The organism is Micromonospora sp. NPDC000668, from assembly GCF_042897975.1.
Lineage (GTDB): Bacteria > Actinomycetota > Actinomycetes > Mycobacteriales > Micromonosporaceae > Micromonospora.
In genome coordinates this window covers 84,182-100,163 of record NZ_JBIAYP010000005.1, presented here as the reverse complement: position 1 = coordinate 100,163, position 15,982 = coordinate 84,182, and the positions used below count along the sequence as shown (strand labels likewise).

The window sequence follows — 15,982 nt, the reverse complement described above, 5'->3', positions numbered from 1 at the left end:
GAATCTGCCTGCATGCAACGCCGTTAGTTTCGAGAGGGGAACCCCGCTCCCGTCAAACACGCATTCGGCCCCAACTCACTCATGTGGCTTGCCAAGCACGAATCTCCTGACGATAGTGCCGTGTTCGATGACAGGTCCGCAGCGGCCGAGAGCGAGTGCAGCGCGGCGATGAGGACGTCCACTGAGACTGAGGAAAGCGCGGAGGCCGGGTCGGCGAGGGCGGCTCGCTGTCGGTCGGTGATCTCGGCCAGTAGGCGGCCTCCGGCCGCAGTGAGGTGCAGATAAACCTCCCGCCGATCGGTGGCGCCGCTGCGTCTGCTGACGACGTGGCGGCGTTCGAGGCGGCTGCATTGCCGGGAGGCGGAGGAGGGCCGAACGTTCAACGACGCGGCGACCTCGGCCATCCGCTGCGGTCCTCGCGACTCGAGCAAATCCGGGACCCGGTACTGCGACACTGTGACCTCAGGCTCGAGGCCGGCCAGTGAGCGCGTGACCAGAGCCATGGTTGCCCTGATCAGGGGCGCCAGCGCGTCGAGGGTCGTCGCGGGGTCGTGTGCACCTGAAGGCTGCCGGCGTTGACGTGCGGCGTCTGTCACTGCCTGTCACCCCGGCAGGAGTCCCGATCGAGATGGCCAGGTGTCCGACAGAGTGGCGGATCGTTGGCCCCTCGGGGTCGCTGTAGTCGACAACGAGATCGGGGCCCTCGTCACACTCGTGGTGGCTTCCCGCTGTCCTGCATGGGGACGTCCCGGACCGGGGAGTTTGGTTGTCCTCGGTGACGCGGATGTTGATCTGACACACTGTGTCGTCGTTGCTGGCATGAGTCCTGTCGACGATCTCGACGACCGTCGAGCTGTCACGGGTGCGCACAGTCGCGTCGGGAGCGTCCGTCGGAGGGCTGTTCGAGGTGGATGCCAGGCAGCGGCAGGCCCGCCCGCGGGCGAGCAGGGCGCGGGTTAGCTGTCCGGCGAAGGTCAGGTACGACGGGGAACAGGCGACCGCGACACGGAGGGCTCTGCCGAGGGCGGCGGTGACGATGGCGTCAGCGACGGTTGCCAGCACCTCCCGCTCCCGTTATCGGGGCTGGCGATAACGTCAGCTTGGGGCCCGTTGGGTGTGTAGGTCATGACGCTGCCGGCGGGGCCATCGGCGGCACGTCCACTACCCGAGGGCCGGGGTACCCGGGCCTGGCCACGGATGCCAGGCAGGCGAGCGCGGCCACAATCATCGGCGGCGGGCCGCCGGTTTCGACGTGCAGCGGGCTGAGCATCTGCTCGTGCAGGCCTTGCTTGTGCAGCACCTTGTATAGCTCGGTGAGCATCGCGTCGTCGGTGCGACCGGCCGCGGGATCCGGGATGCCGTACTCGGTCAGCGTGGCGCTCGCGGCGCGGATCTTCCAGGCGGGAATACCGGCAAGCATGGCGCGTTCGATCGCGTGGTTCGGTGGTAGGCGGATGACCACGTCGCAGGCGGCCTGGACTTCGGCCTCGACTGCCGCGCCGCCCTTGTCGCGATCGATGAGCGCGATGACGCGGAATCCGAGCTGGCGGGCGAGTTCGGCGATCATCGGGATCTTGCTGATGCCGCCGTCGCCGCCCGTGCCCGCGGCGACCAGCCTGACCCCAGACGCGGACAGCGGCGGGGTGGTAGTTGCCGCCCTGCGGTCGACGCGCTGTAGACCGTGACATCGTGGGGGCCTTCGACGATCGCGACGGTGGTCGCGGTGAGGGCGGCCAGGAGCTGGGAGTGCAGCTGGCGCATCGCCGGCAGCTTCTTGCGGTCGACGGTCTTGGGTAGCTGGTAGTGGGCGCGTACGCCGCCGTGACGGACCAGGCGTACCAGTTCTGCTGGTTCGAAGGCACGTGCCGCCTCCGGCCGCCTGGTCGACAGCCACAGCTGACCGGCCCCTGCGTGCAGGACCGAGGCGAGGTGTTCGGCCGCGGCGGCGTCGAGCTGGTCGCCGAAGTCGTCGGCGAGCACGATGGCGCCGGGGACGGTGGCCAGCAGCAGCGCTTCGGCGGTGGACAGCACTGCGGTGGCCGTACTGCCGTGGCTGGTCAGCGGTAGAGGTCCTGCCGTGTCGAGGTCCAGCGATGGTTGCAAGGTCCGCAGCAGCGCTGACAGGGATCCGTCTTCGGCGTGGAAGCCGACTTGAGCCGAGGTCACCGGGGTGTCGCCGAGGCGAGCATTGGTTCCGCCCGCGCCTAGCACGGCGTCGACTGTGGCGGAGATGGCCCGCTGGGCCGACAGGGTGGACGCGGCCGTGTTGACCGCATTGCGCAGCGTTTCGAACGCGAGCGCCGCAGCTTCCGGATCGCGTTCGTCGATGAGCTTGCGGAGGTTCCCGCCGGCACGCAGCTGCAGCGGCCTGCCTGCGCTGAGCGTGATGACCGGAAGCGCCCGGCGGGTGGCGGCCGCAGCGCGGGCGAACTGGCCCGTGGCAGGATTGCTGCGCGCCGGGTAGTAGATGACGGTGTCCAGCGTATCGGCGTCGGCGTCGTAGGTCAGCCGGTAGGTCAACCTGACGCACAGCGGGGCGGCGCTGTCTGCGTCCCCATCCTGGATAGCTTGCCCTTCGGCGTCCACGGGTTCGAGGAATCCATCGAAGAGCTGCTGCACGTCGGGATCGAGCCCGGTCAGAGTCACCTCGATCTCCGCCGTGTGTGCCCGTTGGACGCCGGTGCCGGCGACCTGACCCGGGTCGGCGACGGACGCGGGGCTGGAGGTGCCTGTCACTGTGGGTACCGACAGCATGCCCTGCCACAAGTCGGTCAGCGCGGGCCCGCGGCTTGCCTCCGGATCGAGCACACGACTCAGCGCGGCAATGATGTCGCTGCGGCCCGACCGGGGAACCCCGGCCAGCAGCACATGGCTGTTCGGCCGAAGGTCGAGTGCCCGCCAGCCGCGGAAACACGTGATGAGGAGTCTCGTGACATGCACGGCGACCATCAGCCCGGACGGTTCCGGACGCCCCCGGCCCGGGCACGCGAATAAGCGCCGCTGCCGGCCGCAAGGTCGTGTTGCGGACCACGGGCGGGATACCGCCGTGGCCTGGGATCTGGAGGTTCGCTGCGGCGGAACCTGCTCTACACCGCCGTCACCCGCGCCAGGAAGCTCGTCGTAATGGTCGTTCCCGCCGCGCCTTGCGGCGGCCGTGGGCACCGTCGGTGCCGGCCGCCGGCACACCGCCTTGGCCTACCGCCTTTCGACCTGACAGTCGACCCTCGCCCTCGGCGTCACCACCATGCCAAGGAGGCGAGGTGCTCGTCGCGGCGGGCCTGCAGCTCCTTGAGCGGCACCCGGACCTCAGCGAGGTCGAGGCTGTGCAGTGGGAAGGTCCACCGGTCGATGACCAGCCGGGCGTCGTCGGTCGTGGCGTCGGGCAGGACGAGGCTGGCCTCGGTCAGCTGCGTCACCACGCGCTTGTTGAGGGCGGCGACGCTAGTCCAGTGGGTATCGTCGTCGATGGCCTGTCCGGTCCACTCCTTGGCGATGATGTCCAGCCCGGGGCGGCTGGTCGCGCCGAGACGGTGCAGCGCGGCGACGAGGTGCTGCACGGCCCTGTTCGGTCCGAACGCGAGGCCGGCGTAGCGGGCGGGCGTGACCCATTCGGCGTCGTCCTCGTGCTGGACGTAGTCGACGTACAAGCCGCTCTCTCGGGCGTCCAGCAGCTCGTTCCGGTAGATCCAGTCCACGTCGCCAGGGCCGTCGAGGTAGTGGGACGGCCGCATCCCCCGCACCAGCCGCCGTACCTCGGCGAAGTCCGCTGGACTCATCTGCGACACCTCGGCGTAGATGCACCGGGAGAGGTGGCTGTAGAAGCAGCGGATTTGAGCCATGACCCTTTCGTGATCGCCCCAGCCGAGCCGGACCAGGTCGAGCAGGATCAGCACCTTGGCGGCTTCTTCCTGCGACTGGGTCTGCAGCATCGGCACGCCGCGACGCCGTCCGGCCTGCGCGAGGTACAGCAGGTCGTCGGTCAGCGCGGCGACGTGCTCGACGAGAAGTTCGAGTCCCTCCGCGATCGCGTCCAGGCGCCGCGACGGCGGTAGCTGCACCAGGTTTTTCAGGGCACGCGGTTGCACGTGGGCGACGGTACCGCGCCGCGGTGCCGGGAAGGCACCGGTTTTGCCGCAGGGGAGGTGCCCCGTCCGTGTCCGGTCAGCCGGCTGCGCCGCCATGGTGGGTGTGCCGATCGCAATTCTCGCCGGATTCGGGTGGATGATCATGTCGCCGCAGGAGGGCACGGCCGGCGGAGCGCCACACCTCCATGATCAGCTACACGTCGGAGGGCAACTACATCGAGGAAGGTTGCGGGCGAGGCGGTCCATCGAGTGCACGGTCACGGCGGCTGAGGGTGAGGGTGCGCCGTCCATGGCGTTAATAGTCATGAATCTATCGGCAGATCCCGGAAGTTTCAGGACTTGAACATCGCCACGACGATGGCGATGCACGCCAAGGCCCGGACCCGAACCGTGGGGATGCGGTACCAGCGGTGCGTCAGCGCGCGGCGCCGTACGCCCGCAGGAAGGCCTGAACGCCCACCGCCGTGATCCGATCGGTCTCCTCCCGTGGCAGCGGGATGACGCCCCAGTAGGACCGGTGCACGATATCCGTCGAGGTCAGGGCCATGAAGTGGGAAATGGCCTGGGCCGGATCGTCGTGCACATCGAGCAGGCCGTGGTCGGCGAGCGCGGCCATGACCACGGTGAACTCGCGGCCGACCGCGCGGGGTCCGGCCTCCTGCCAGGCGTCCAGGACCTCGGCCGGGACGTGTCCGGCCTCTCCGTGGATATGCCGGACCAGCGAGAAGTGGTCCCGGAATTCCGTCATCAGGGCGACCCAGGCGCGCGCCAGGGCCAGCAGGTCCCGCTCGAGATCCTCGGGCCGCGGTAGGCGCTGTGGATCCAGGTACTTCCGCAGCCGGGCGAGTTGCTCGTCCCTGACCTGCCCCGCACTCCACTGCATGACCGAGCGGAACAGTTCCGCCTTTCCGCCCGGGAAATGGTTGTGGAGCGTACGGGTGGAGGCGCCGGCCTCGGCGGCGATGGTATCGATGCTGGCCCGGGCTCGCCTTTCAGTAGCCACCGGACCGAGCGCCGAACTGAACACGGCTGGCCCGCTACGCGGGCCAGCCGTGCCACGATCACCCGAGATCGGCACCCAGGATCCACGTCAATTTAACAGTCAGCACAGCTGCAGTTCAGCGGCCATTTTGATCATGTAGTTACAGCTCAACTCGGGCCTCGAACACGAGACGTGACCGAGGTGCCGGCAACAAACTGTTGCGGTTACGTGAGCGTGAGTTGTAGTTCGCCACGAACGACGATCATGGATTCGTGGTCAACCTCCCCCCACCGACACGAACCCCCATGCCTGCGGTAGACGGGTCGTGACGGGTAGGCGCACCGAGTTGTCTTGAGGAAGCCGACGGCGGCGCTAGGCAGAAGATCGCCCGCTCCGGCCGACGCGCCGGGTCGGCCGGAGCGGGCGAATCTGTGGGAGTTGTCAGTAGCGCAGGGCGCGGAGGTTTGCGTAGCTGTCGCACGCGGACGAGACGCCGTCCGGGCGGGGGCTGTCGTTCTCGGTCAGGTAGAGGCCGACGCCGCTCATCTGGCTGTAGGCGAAGATGCGGGCGAAGTCGATGGTGCCCTCGCCCACGTCGGCGAAGGAGCCGTCGGCGGCCATGTCCTTGACGTGGAACAGCGAGAACCGGCCCGGGTACTGCTTGATCAGCTCCACCGGGTCGACGCCGACGCTGGCCGCCCAGTAGAGGTCGAGCTCCATCGCCACCAGGTTCGGGTCGGTCTCCCGGACCAGCACGTCGTAGCCGCGTACGCCGTTCTGGGCGGTGAACTCGAAGCCGTGGTTGTGATACGCGACGGTGATGCCGGCCTGCTTGAGCGTGGCGCCGACGGTGTTGAGGGTCACGGCCACCCTGGAGTAGTCGGCGAGGGTCCAGGAGCCCGATCCGGAGATGCGGACGTACTTCGCGCCGAATGCCTTGGCGTTGGCGATGACGCCGTCGAGGTTGTTCTGGAGGTCGCCGAGGCCGATCCCGATAGAGGGAACGGACAGTCCGGCGTCGGCCACCAGGGGCGCGAGCGCGGTGGCCGTCTTGCCGTAGAAGTTGTTGACCGCGCCCGAGGGTTCCGCGTTGCGGTAGCCGCAGGCGGCGAGCGAGCCGAGGGTGGCTTCGGGTGCGCTCGACATGGTGGCCCGGACCGTGTAGAGGACGAGGCCGATGCGGTCGTCGGGCAGCGCGCGGGTCCCCGATGCCGGCTGCGGTGTGCCGATCTCGGAGCCGGCCGCCGCTCGTACGATGCTCGCGCTCTCCTCGGGTGTGATGACGTCGTCCTGCCGGAGCGTTTTGGTCAGGCCGCTGACAGTGCTCACGAAGCTGCCGTGGTCGGCGAACGGGGCCTTCGCCCAGACGGCGTCCAGGATGGTGCACCCGCTGCCGAGGTCGCGGTTGGGTACGCCTGAGTCGGCGCCGGCGCGGCCGAAGAAGACCGTGGACGAGGTGGTGTAGCCCCACGGGCAGAGGTCGGCGGCGACCTGTTCCGCGGCGGACGTGTCGGGTTCGGCGGCCGACGCCGGAGCCGCGGTGAGCGGCAGGAGTGTCGCTGCGAGCAACACGGCGAGGTGACGGGCTCGCGGTCGATGGTGGGACGGGCGGGCGGAGCTGGAGTTCATCGTTTGTCTCCCGGAAGTCGGAGGGGCAGGTGGTCAGGCCACCGAGTGCAGCGCCACGGATGGCGGTTGCTGGAGGCTGTCGGGGCCGCGCCGGGTCGGTGGTGGCGGGGCGGCGTTCCGCCCCGCCACCCGTGACGCTCAGCTCACCGTCACGACCACGATCGAGGACGTCGTCGCCCCGACGCTGTCGGTGACGGTCAGTCGTGCCGTGTACGTGCCTCGGCGGGCGTACGTGTGACTGGCTGACGCCCCGTGCACGACGGCTGAGTTGTCGCCGAAGTCCCACGCGTGATCCGTGATGGTGCGCCCAGCCGCTGGCGAGGCTGTCCCGGCGAAGGCGACCGCCAGCGGCGCGGTGCCGGTGGTGGGAGTGGCCGAGGCCGAAACGGTGGCGTCGGTCTGTTCGCGTACCCCGGCGCCGTTGAAGCGCAGCCAGTCCAGCGCCATCAGGTCGGGGGTGCCACCCGTTTGGTTCGGGTTGAGGAAGACGAGGTAGAGGGTGGTCGTGCGGCCCGGATCGGTCAGCTCGACGGTGGGCGAGACGACGTTGTCCCAGCCGCCGGTGCCGCCGATGGTGGCCCGGCCGAGGAGCTGGCCGGTGGGGGAGTCGGCCCTGATCTCGATGTCGCCGCCGCTGCTGCCCGAGGCGACTCCGAAGGTGACCGAGTCGATGTTGCGGAGGTTGACCGGGCCGAAGTTGATCCACTCGCCGTTGTCGATGTCGCCGATGCGCTTGCCGGCGCTCGCTGTCGCGCGGTCGAGGACCTGGATGCCGCTCTGGCCGTCGAAGTGCTCGGCCTCCTTGCTCTTGGTCTGCAGCTCGGCCCGGGTCGAGCCGACCAGTTTCGGTGCCCCGTTCGCCCCGCCGTCGGTGTACTGGGCGGAGAGCAGCGTGTAGAGGTTCTGTCCCGGGCCGTGCCCGTCGCCGCCGTTGCTCTCGGTCACTGCCACCCCGGCGCACCCGACGTAGTTGTCCAGCGGGTGGGCGTGTGAGTCATGGCCGAGCTGGGTCTGCACGACCACCTTGGAGCAATCGATGGTGCTCTCCTCCGGGTCGGTGACTGTCACCGTGTACGGGATGCGGTCACCGAAATCGAAGAAGGCCCCGTCGGGGACGCTGAGGGTCACCGTCGGGCGCGTGTTGCCGGCCGTGATCTCCTGTACGGCGACGGCGGTCTGCCCGTTGGTGGCGGTGACGGTGAGCCGGGCGGTGAAGCGCCCCGGTGTGCCGTAGGTGTGGCTGGGGTTGGCGGCGGTGGAGTCGACGCTGCCGTTGCCGTCGAAGTCCCAGGCGTACTGGATCGCGGTGCCGTCCGGCCCGCTGGAGCCGGTGCTGGAGAAGGCGACGGTCAGTGGCGCCGGGCCGCTGTCCTTGTCGACGGCCAGCTTGGCCACCGGCGGCCGGCTGTTGGCGACGTAGTCGATGCGGTAGATGCCGGCGCCCTCGTTGCTGCCGCCCCGACCGCTGCCGCTGCCCTCGCCGAAGTCGATGACGTAGAGGGAGCCGTCCGGCCCGAACTCCGCCTCGAACGGCTGGATCCACGACATGTTGCCGAGGATCCCGTTGATGGACTGCAGGTCACCGGCGTTGGTGGGGCCGAAGCGGGGATCGCTGAAGGTCTGGGCGGTGTCGTGGATCGACAGCGTCTTGAACCACCTGCGGGTCAGCTCGTAGACGATCCACTTGCCCTCGTAGTACTGGGGGAACTTGGTCATCCGCTTGTTGGACGGGTCGTAGTCGTAGACGGGCCCGCTCATGGGGCCGCCGCCGCCCGTGCCCAGCTCCGGGAACTGTGGGGAGGCCGAGTAGGCGTACGAGACCAGGGCCGGCCGGGTTGCCGGGAGGTTGGTCAGGCCGGTGTTGTTGGGGGAGTCGTTGACCGGCGCGGCGCAGTCGAACTTCGGCCCCGAGGTGGCGGTGGCGAAGTCGTAGTCGTTGAACGGGATGTTGTTGCCGATGCAGTAGGGCCAGCCGTAGTTGCCGGCGCTGGTGATCCGGTTGAACTCGACCGTGCCCTCCGGCCCGCGGGCCGGGTTGGCGGACCGGGCGTCGGGGCCGTAGTCGGCGATGAGCAGCGCGTTCGTCTTGGAGTCGACGGTGATGCGGAACGGGTTCCGCATACCCATCGCATAGATCTCGGGCTTGGTGCGGGCCGTGCCCGGGGCGAACAGGTTACCGTCGGGAATGGCGTACTTGCCGTTGGGCAGGGGCTTGATCCGCAGGATCTTGCCGCGCAGGTCGTTGGTGTTGCCGGCGGTGCCCTGGGCGTCGTACGCGCGACGGCCGGTCCGCTCGTCGATTGGGGTGAAGCCGCTGGACTCGAAGGGGTCGGTGTTGTCACCGATCGCGGCGTACAGGTTGCCCTGCTGGTCCATCGTCACCGAGCCGCCCATGTGCGAGTTGGCGCGAGCCTCACCGCGCCAGGTCGGGATCGTGAGCAGGCGCTTCTCCGAGGCGAGACTGACGCTGTCGCCGTCGACGGTGAAGCGGGACAGGTTCAGCTGCTTCTCCACCCGGTCGGACCAGAGCAGATAGAGCCAGTTGTTGTTGGCGAAGTGTCGGTCCAGAGTCATGCCGAGCAGGCCGTCGGACTGACTGGTCTGCGCCGGCGTGTAGGCGAAGTCCAGCAGGGTGGTGACCGCGAGGGTGTCCTGGTTGACGACCTTCAGTGCGCCGGTGCGCTCGATGTAGAAGACCCGGCGGTCGGGCGCCACTGCCAGTTCGAACGGGTCGGAGAGGTCCTGGTTGACCAGGGGGATCCGCTCGAAGTTGGTGGTCCTGGTGGCACCGCAGTCACCGGGGGCGGCGCCGGCGGCCCACTTGATGCCGCCCAGCAGATGCGCGAGGAAGGCCGGCTCCTGGAACGACGAGGAGCTGTGCCCGCCGGCGGTGAACCAGGAGCGCCCGCCGTCGTAGTTCTGGCACCACGAGTAGGCATGGTCGGTGCCCTCGTCGAGCCCGGGAATGCCGTCGCGCACCTTGATCTGGGCGAGCGTGTGGACCTTGCCGGTGGGGTTGGTCCGCCAGTTGTACCACTCCTCGCTGCGCTCCCAGAGCTCCGGCAGGTCCTTCGTGGACGGGTGGGCGTGGTCGAGGACCTTGATCCGGCCCGGGAAGGTGCCGCCCGTGGCGGAGAAGTCCGGGTGCTGGTCGAAGATGGTCCCGACCAGTCCCTCGTACCAGGTCCAGTTCCGCTCGCTCGCCGACGCGGCGTGCAGGCCGACCCAGCCACCGCCGTTACGGATGAACCTCTGCAGCGCGGCCCGCTGGTCGGCGTCGAGGAGGTCGCCGGACGTCGGGGTGGAGTTGGTGTTGTTGAACACGAGAGCGTCGAAGCCGGCGAGGTTGGCGTCGGTGAACGCGCCCGCGTCGGTGGTCGCCTCGACGGCGAATCCCTGTTGGTCTCCGAGCTGCCGGATGGCGGCGACGCCGGCCGGGATGGAGTCGTGGTAGAAGTTCGTGACCTTGGAGAAGACCAGCACCCGGAAATTGGCGGCGGTCGCGGATTCGGCGGCGGTCGCTGCGGTGCTCGGCAACAGAAGTGTGACGGCCGCGAGCAGGGCGAACAGTAGCGTGCGTTGGCGTCTCATACACGCGCTCCTTGGCGAGGGTCGGTGGTAAGAAAGCGCTTTCCACGTGCTCTGAACCCTACGAGATCAATTTTGGCAGGTCAATATTCTGACGGCGCCCGCATTCGGCGTTGGCGCATTTCTTGCTGCCGTTTCATGGCATGCCGATAACCACTCTCCTCGCGAAGAGGGAGTGGTTATCGCGGTCAGTTTTATATCGACAATAAATGCTGGTCGGGCACCAGAGCCGAGATTTCCGGCCGCCGGCCCTGGTGCCCGTCAGCACTCCCGTCGGCGGTTCCTCAGAACCGCAGCTTGCGCAGGTAGCGGTAGCCGATCTCGGCCGTCTGCTGCGGTGTCACGTCGGGCGTGTCGTTCTCGACGATGTATTCCAGGACCGAGTGCTCGCGGAAGATCCGGGCGAAGTCGACGGTCCCGGTCCCGAGGTCGGCCATGTCGCCGGTGGTCTCGTCCCGGTCCTTGACGTGGTACTGCAGGACGCGCTGCGGCGCGGAGCGGATGACGTCGAGGGTGAAGCCCTCGGGGTCCGCGACGCCGTCGCCGGAGTTGATGCCGCCGGTGACCGCCCAGTAGAGGTCGACCTCCAGGTGCACGAGTTTCGGGTCGAGTTCGGCGGTCAGCACGTCCCACGGCCGCTTGCCGCCGCCGAGGTCGATGGTGAACTCGTGGGCGTGGTTGTGGTAGCCGTAGCGGAGGCCGACTGCCCGCGCCGCGGCGGCCTCGACGTTCATCTGCTCCGCCCAGCGTTTCCAGTCGTCCGTGCTTTCGGAGTACAGGTAAGGCACCACCATGAACTGCTGGCCCAGGGTGACCGCGTTCTGGACCTTCTGCTCCAGCTCCGCGGCAGTACCGCTGATCCCGTCGTGGCTGGAGCTGGCCCTGATGCCGATGCCGTCCAGGAACTGGCGGAGCTGGGCGGCGGTCCGACCGAAGTAGCCGAGCGCCAGCTCCACGCGCGGATATCCGATCCGGGCCAGGTGGGTGAGGGTGGCGTCGTAGCCGGGCGCACCCCACAGGGCGTCGCGCACGGTCCACAGCTGGATGCTGATCAGACCCGGGGGTACGTGGTGCCGTCCGGTCCGGTGGCCGGTGGCCGACGCGGCCGTCGCGCCGAGGCCGGACGAGGCGAGCCCGACGCCGACGGCGGCCAGCGTGCCGCGCAGCAGGCTGCGCCGGTCGACGGAGCGCCGCAGCGCGGCCATCCCGTCATGTCCGTAACACATGGTCTCTCCTTCTCGAACGTTATGCGCTGGGGACGAGGACGACCTCATCGGTGCCGGTCAGGGACGGCAGGCCGTCACCGCCGGGGTCGGTGTAGGACGCGACGAACACCCCGGTCAGGTGGTCGGTCGCCGGATCGTGACCGGACGGCACCGTCGTCTGGATCGAGCCGGTGCAGCCGTTCGCGGTGGTCTGCGGGTGCCCGTGGGTGTCGTGGCCGAGGATGTACGTGACGCTGACCCGGGAGCAGTCCACCGGCTGGTCGTCGGTCACCCGTACCTCGAACTGCACGGTGTCGCCGAAGGCGAAGGGCTGGCCCGCGACCGGCTTGACGAGCTCCACCACCGGCGGGGCGTTACCGACCACCACCCGCACCGACGCGGCGGCCGAGAGCCCACCCGGGTCGGTCACCCGCAGGGTGGCGTTGTAGAGCCCGTTGTCCCGGTACGTGAACGTCGGGTTCGCCGCGCGCGAGTCGACCTTGCCGTCGTTGTCGAAGTCCCACGCATACTTCAGCCGGTCGCCGTCGTAGTCCGTGGTGCCGTCGCTGGAGAACGTGACGGTCAGCGGCGCGAGCCCGGCGGTGGGCGTGGCCGAGACCTGCGGCGCCGGAGTGTGGTTGCCCGTCCAGCCCGTGTAGTCGATCCGGGCCAGCTGCGCGTCCTGGTTCTCACTGAAGTAGCCGTCGCCGTACTCCAGCACGTACAGCGCCCCGTCCGGACCGAACTCCAGGTCCATCGGGTTGTCGAACGTGAACGACGGCAGCACCGGCTCGATTCCGGTCAGGTCGCCGCCGGCGTCCAGCCGCAGGCCCTTCACGTAGTCGCGGGTCCACTCGGCCAGGAGCGGGACGCCGTCGTAGTAGGCCGGCCACGCCACCGGCGCGCGTCCCTGCGTCCCTGGCGGGCTGAACTGGTACGCCGGCCCGGCCATCGGGCCGATGCCGCCGGTGCCCAGCTCGGGGAACTGCGCCGACTGGCCGTAGGTGTACCACACCTGGGGCTGCGCCACCGGCGGCAGTTCCCGCAGGCCGGTGTTGTGCGGCGACTCGTTGACCGGCGCGGAGCAGTTGAACGGCGCCCCGGACACGCCCGTCGCGAAGTCGTAGTCGGTGTACGGCAGCGCCGCGGTGGCGCAGTAGGGCCACCCGTAGTTGCCGGCCTCGCGGGCGGCGAGCCACTTGCCGTGCCCGGCCGGCCCGCGCAGCGGGTCCGCCTGGCGCGCGTCCGGCGAGTAGTCGGCGACGTACAGGTCGCCGGTCTCGCGGTTCAGCTCGATCCGGAACGGGTTGCGCAGGCCCATCAGGTAGATCTCCGGACGGGTGCCGGCCGTGCCCTGCGGGAACAGGTTCCCGTCCGGGATGCTGTACCCGCCGTTGGCGCCGACCTTGACGCGCAGGATCTTGCCGCGCAGGTCGTTGGTGTTGGCCGAGGTGCGCTGCGCGTCGTATGCCGGGTTTCGGCCCAGGCGCTCGTCCAGCGGCGCGTAGCCACCGGACTCGAAGGGGTTGGTGTCGTCGCCGGTGGACAGGTACAGATTGCCTTCGGCGTCGAAGCCGATGTCGCCGCCGACGTGGCAGCAGATGCCCCGGTCGACCGGTACGTCGAGGATCTGCTGCTCGGTGGTGAGGTCCAGCTTGTCCTTGACCAGCCGGAACCGGGATAGCCGGAGGGCGCCCTTGAACTTCGCGAAGTCCGCGGCGGTGCCCCAGGCCGGTGCGTCGCCCTCGTTGACGTTCGGCGTCGACGGGTCGTCGACCGGGGTGTTCATGGGCTGGGAGTAGTACAGGTAGACCCAGTTGTTGCCGGCCTTGCCGAAGTTCGGGTCGATCGCGACGTTCTGCAGGCCCTCCTCGTCGTGCCGGTAGACGTCCAGGGTCGCGGCGATCGTGTTGCGGCCGGTGTCCGGGTCGTGCAGCCGGACCTCACCGGCGCGGGTCACGTGCAGCACCCGGCGGTCGGGCAGCACCGCGAGGTCCATCGGCTCGCCCGGGTTGTCGTTGAGGGTCACCTTCTGGAAGTCGCTCTCGGGCGGCGGGCTGGTCGGCGCGGCCGTCGCGACGGTGGGGGTAGCGACGAGCGCGATGGTCGTCAGACCCGCTACTGCGAGCGCGAGTCGTCTCTTCATCTGCCTCTCCTTGCTCGGGACTGGTCGGGGCAGGTCGAGGAAGCCAACAACTCCTTGATGGACCTGTGCGGGCATGGCTGAGTCGCCCGTCGCGACGCACGCCGCCACCGCGGCGTCGAGCAGGTTGCCGACGGCCTGCGGCTGCGTGGTCGGGAACGGGCGGAGGACAGGGGTAGGGGGGACAGGTGCGGTCAGATGTCGCCCGGCAGCCAGGGCTGCCAACGTCGCGGTTAACCGCGACGAAACACCATCGACCTGGCCGACGCTACAAAAGACATGTAGGCGTGTCTATAGCTTTCCTTCGACTCAACCGAACTTTCGTCCGAGACGGACGAAAGTAGCTCTTCGTGCGCGATTGCGGATGGAGTCGGTAGGCTCGCGCGCTGGTCAACCGCGAGCCGCGGGTATGGCGGAGCAGCTGTGGACCGCGGTCCACGCTGGGCGGGGTCAGGCAGCCGGCGAGCCGATAGGAGTCAACACGGGTGTCGCCGCCGGTGTGCAGGGCGATGGCGGCGGCGCCCGGGTCGATGAGGTAGATCCATTCGGCGTCGAGGTGACCGGCGTGGCACAGCGGGAAGACGGTGACCTTCGGCACCCAGGATGAGCTGGCCGAGGAGAAAGGTCCGCCGTGGGCCGGCGGCCCTTGGACGGAAGACATGCGCGGCACCGAAATGCCCGGGATTAGCGCGTTCCTCCAGGTTGATGGCGAAGTGTTTCACATGTACTCTATGTACGGTCGGGGCATCGAGGAATCGACGTTCACCACCGCCGGTGTGCCACGACCCGCGGCATCCTCATCGAGGAAGTACCCATGACCGTTCCGATATTCGACTGGTACCTGCAGCACCTTCACGAGTAGGTCATCACCACCGCCGTCAGCGCTTCACCCGCGAAGCTGTACGGGCGTGGCCACTGGGTCCGCCCGGGGCGGCGCAGAGCCCGACCTGGAGGAGGGCGTGTCGGACCTGCTCGGGCCTGCAGCCGCGGTCGCCGACCGGACCCGCTCTCATTGCGGGAAGGGGGAAATCCTCTGTGCAGGTCTTTCAGGTCAGTCTCATCCTTTTGATCACCGCACCCGAGGACGCCTCGCTGCCGGCATTCATTGACGATCTGCGCGATCAGCTGACGCAGCTTCAGCACCGGTGGGAAGGCGTCATCGCGCCGACCGTTCGCTGCATGATCGAAACAGACACCTGCGAGGTGACCCTGAGTGTCATGGCCGATGACATCACCACCGCTCCCATAGCCGCAGGCCGGGCAGTCGCTTACGCCGCCGATCGTGCGGCGGCCTCCTGGCGGGTCGCCATCGGGCGCATCACCGTTCAGAGACCACCTCGGCCAACCGCCCTCGCGGACCTGCCACCGCTTCCCTGACCCGGCCAGGCCGGGGTGCAGGTGCCGCCCACGCTCTTCGCCCGCATCCACGGACCCGGCCCGCCCCAGGCGCAGCAGTTTGGACGCACATGACGCACAGCGCGGCGCGGCGACGCCGGCACCCAACCAGGTGACGCTGCGGGTCGCTCTCACCGAGCCGCCCGCCACGGGCGCCACACCCGTGCTCCTCATCACGGGCCTCGACGACACGGGAAGCTAAGAAATACTGCTGCCCGTCAGGCCCGGACCGTGGCCTACCAGATTCGTCTTCTACCCAACCGACAGGGAAGCCGCCACTGATGACACCCGACCCCCACCAGGCGCCGCACGGTGACACCGTGCAGCTACCCATCTACCAGCCCCCGTCAGCAGCCAGGAAGAAGGCGGTCCCATGGGTGATCGCCGCCTCCGTCCTCCTCGGTCTCTGCTGCTGGGGGGGTTTCATCGTCGCCGCCAACGACGACGAACCGAGCCGCCCCTCCGCCGGAAACAGCCCCACCCAGGCCGGCCCCTCCGCCGCTGCACCCCCCGACGGCGGCGCGACCGCCACCACCGACTCGAACGTCCTCCAGCAACTGCCCACACCGACACGATCTACCCCCACCACGTCCGGGGCGCGGCCGAGCCCGTCATCAGCCCGGCCGAATCCGACCGCCACCCACAACACCACGCCACGGCCGGCGCCCACCAGCTCCCGGCCGAAGCCTCCACCCGCGCCCACGACCGACCCGCGATTCGGCACCTGCAAAGAGGCCAACAACGCTGGCTACGGCCCGTACTACCGCGGCCTCGACCCCGAGTACGCCTGGTACACGGACCGGAACAAGGACGGCGTGGTGTGCGACTGATAAGTCCCCAACCCCGGCGGAACGGAGCAACCGATCATCACTTGTGCCCACCGCTACGCCCTGCCGCTCCTGGCCGTACCCGGGCCAAGGTCGCGCACGGTGAGTGCGGCGAAGGTGGCGAAGGG

At 68.9% G+C, this 15,982-nt stretch carries 12 protein-coding genes and 1 pseudogene; 4 read left to right on the top strand and 9 right to left on the bottom strand.

Features of this window, described 5'->3' with window-relative positions:
• Positions 1–23: 23 nt before the first annotated feature.
• The 3 genes from ACFY29_RS25110 to ACFY29_RS25100 all read right to left on the bottom strand — a co-directional run bounded on the left by ACFY29_RS25110 (position 24) and on the right by ACFY29_RS25100 (position 2,949).
• Positions 24–503: a MarR family winged helix-turn-helix transcriptional regulator gene (locus ACFY29_RS25110; protein WP_386990088.1), complete on the bottom strand. Its 480-nt coding sequence runs from the start codon at positions 501–503 to the stop codon at positions 24–26.
• 620 nt (positions 504–1,123) lie between these two features.
• Complete coding sequence (locus tag ACFY29_RS25105) at positions 1,124–1,567, bottom strand: hypothetical protein (RefSeq protein ID WP_386990086.1); 444 nt, start codon at positions 1,565–1,567, stop codon at positions 1,124–1,126.
• Positions 1,564–2,949: a hypothetical protein gene (locus tag ACFY29_RS25100; RefSeq protein WP_386990084.1), complete on the bottom strand. Its 1,386-nt coding sequence runs from the start codon at positions 2,947–2,949 to the stop codon at positions 1,564–1,566. Before ACFY29_RS25100 ends, ACFY29_RS25105 begins: the two co-directional genes overlap by 4 nt.
• Positions 2,950–3,069: 120 nt before the next feature.
• On the opposite strand from ACFY29_RS25100, the pseudogene ACFY29_RS25095 reads away from it, so the two are divergent.
• Positions 3,070–3,214: pseudogene (locus ACFY29_RS25095) on the top strand (ATP-binding domain-containing protein); the annotation flags it as partial.
• 22 nt (positions 3,215–3,236) lie between these two features.
• On the opposite strand, the gene ACFY29_RS25090 reads toward ACFY29_RS25095, so the two are convergent.
• From ACFY29_RS25090 to ACFY29_RS25065, 6 genes are all read right to left on the bottom strand, one after another.
• Positions 3,237–4,085, bottom strand: a complete 849-nt coding sequence (locus ACFY29_RS25090; protein WP_386990082.1) for an AbiV family abortive infection protein — start codon at positions 4,083–4,085, stop codon at positions 3,237–3,239.
• Positions 4,086–4,500: 415 nt separating this feature from the next.
• The gene (locus tag ACFY29_RS25085) at positions 4,501–5,112 is read right to left on the bottom strand and encodes a TetR/AcrR family transcriptional regulator C-terminal domain-containing protein (protein WP_386990080.1); all 612 of its coding nucleotides are present in this window, start codon (positions 5,110–5,112) and stop codon (positions 4,501–4,503) included.
• A gap of 396 nt (positions 5,113–5,508) precedes the next feature.
• Positions 5,509–6,696, bottom strand: a complete 1,188-nt coding sequence (locus ACFY29_RS25080) for a sugar phosphate isomerase/epimerase family protein (RefSeq protein ID WP_386990078.1) — start codon at positions 6,694–6,696, stop codon at positions 5,509–5,511.
• 138 nt (positions 6,697–6,834) lie between these two features.
• Positions 6,835–10,287, bottom strand: coding sequence for a ThuA domain-containing protein (locus ACFY29_RS25075; RefSeq protein WP_386990076.1), 3,453 nt, complete (start codon positions 10,285–10,287; stop codon positions 6,835–6,837).
• A gap of 281 nt (positions 10,288–10,568) precedes the next feature.
• Positions 10,569–11,510, bottom strand: a complete 942-nt coding sequence (locus tag ACFY29_RS25070; RefSeq protein WP_386990074.1) for a sugar phosphate isomerase/epimerase family protein — start codon at positions 11,508–11,510, stop codon at positions 10,569–10,571.
• 19 nt (positions 11,511–11,529) lie between these two features.
• The gene (locus tag ACFY29_RS25065) at positions 11,530–13,635 is read right to left on the bottom strand and encodes a PQQ-dependent sugar dehydrogenase (RefSeq protein WP_386990072.1); all 2,106 of its coding nucleotides are present in this window, start codon (positions 13,633–13,635) and stop codon (positions 11,530–11,532) included.
• A gap of 581 nt (positions 13,636–14,216) precedes the next feature.
• Here ACFY29_RS25065 and ACFY29_RS25060 point away from each other — a divergent pair.
• The 3 genes from ACFY29_RS25060 to ACFY29_RS25050 all read left to right on the top strand — a co-directional run bounded on the left by ACFY29_RS25060 (position 14,217) and on the right by ACFY29_RS25050 (position 15,857).
• Complete coding sequence (locus tag ACFY29_RS25060) at positions 14,217–14,450, top strand: DUF899 family protein (RefSeq protein ID WP_386990070.1); 234 nt, start codon at positions 14,217–14,219, stop codon at positions 14,448–14,450.
• A gap of 217 nt (positions 14,451–14,667) precedes the next feature.
• On the top strand, positions 14,668–15,009 hold the full coding sequence (locus ACFY29_RS25055; RefSeq protein ID WP_355611884.1) for a hypothetical protein: 342 nt from the start codon (positions 14,668–14,670) through the stop codon (positions 15,007–15,009).
• Positions 15,010–15,347: 338 nt separating this feature from the next.
• Positions 15,348–15,857: an excalibur calcium-binding domain-containing protein gene (locus tag ACFY29_RS25050; RefSeq protein ID WP_386990068.1), complete on the top strand. Its 510-nt coding sequence runs from the start codon at positions 15,348–15,350 to the stop codon at positions 15,855–15,857.
• Positions 15,858–15,982 lie beyond the last annotated feature (125 nt).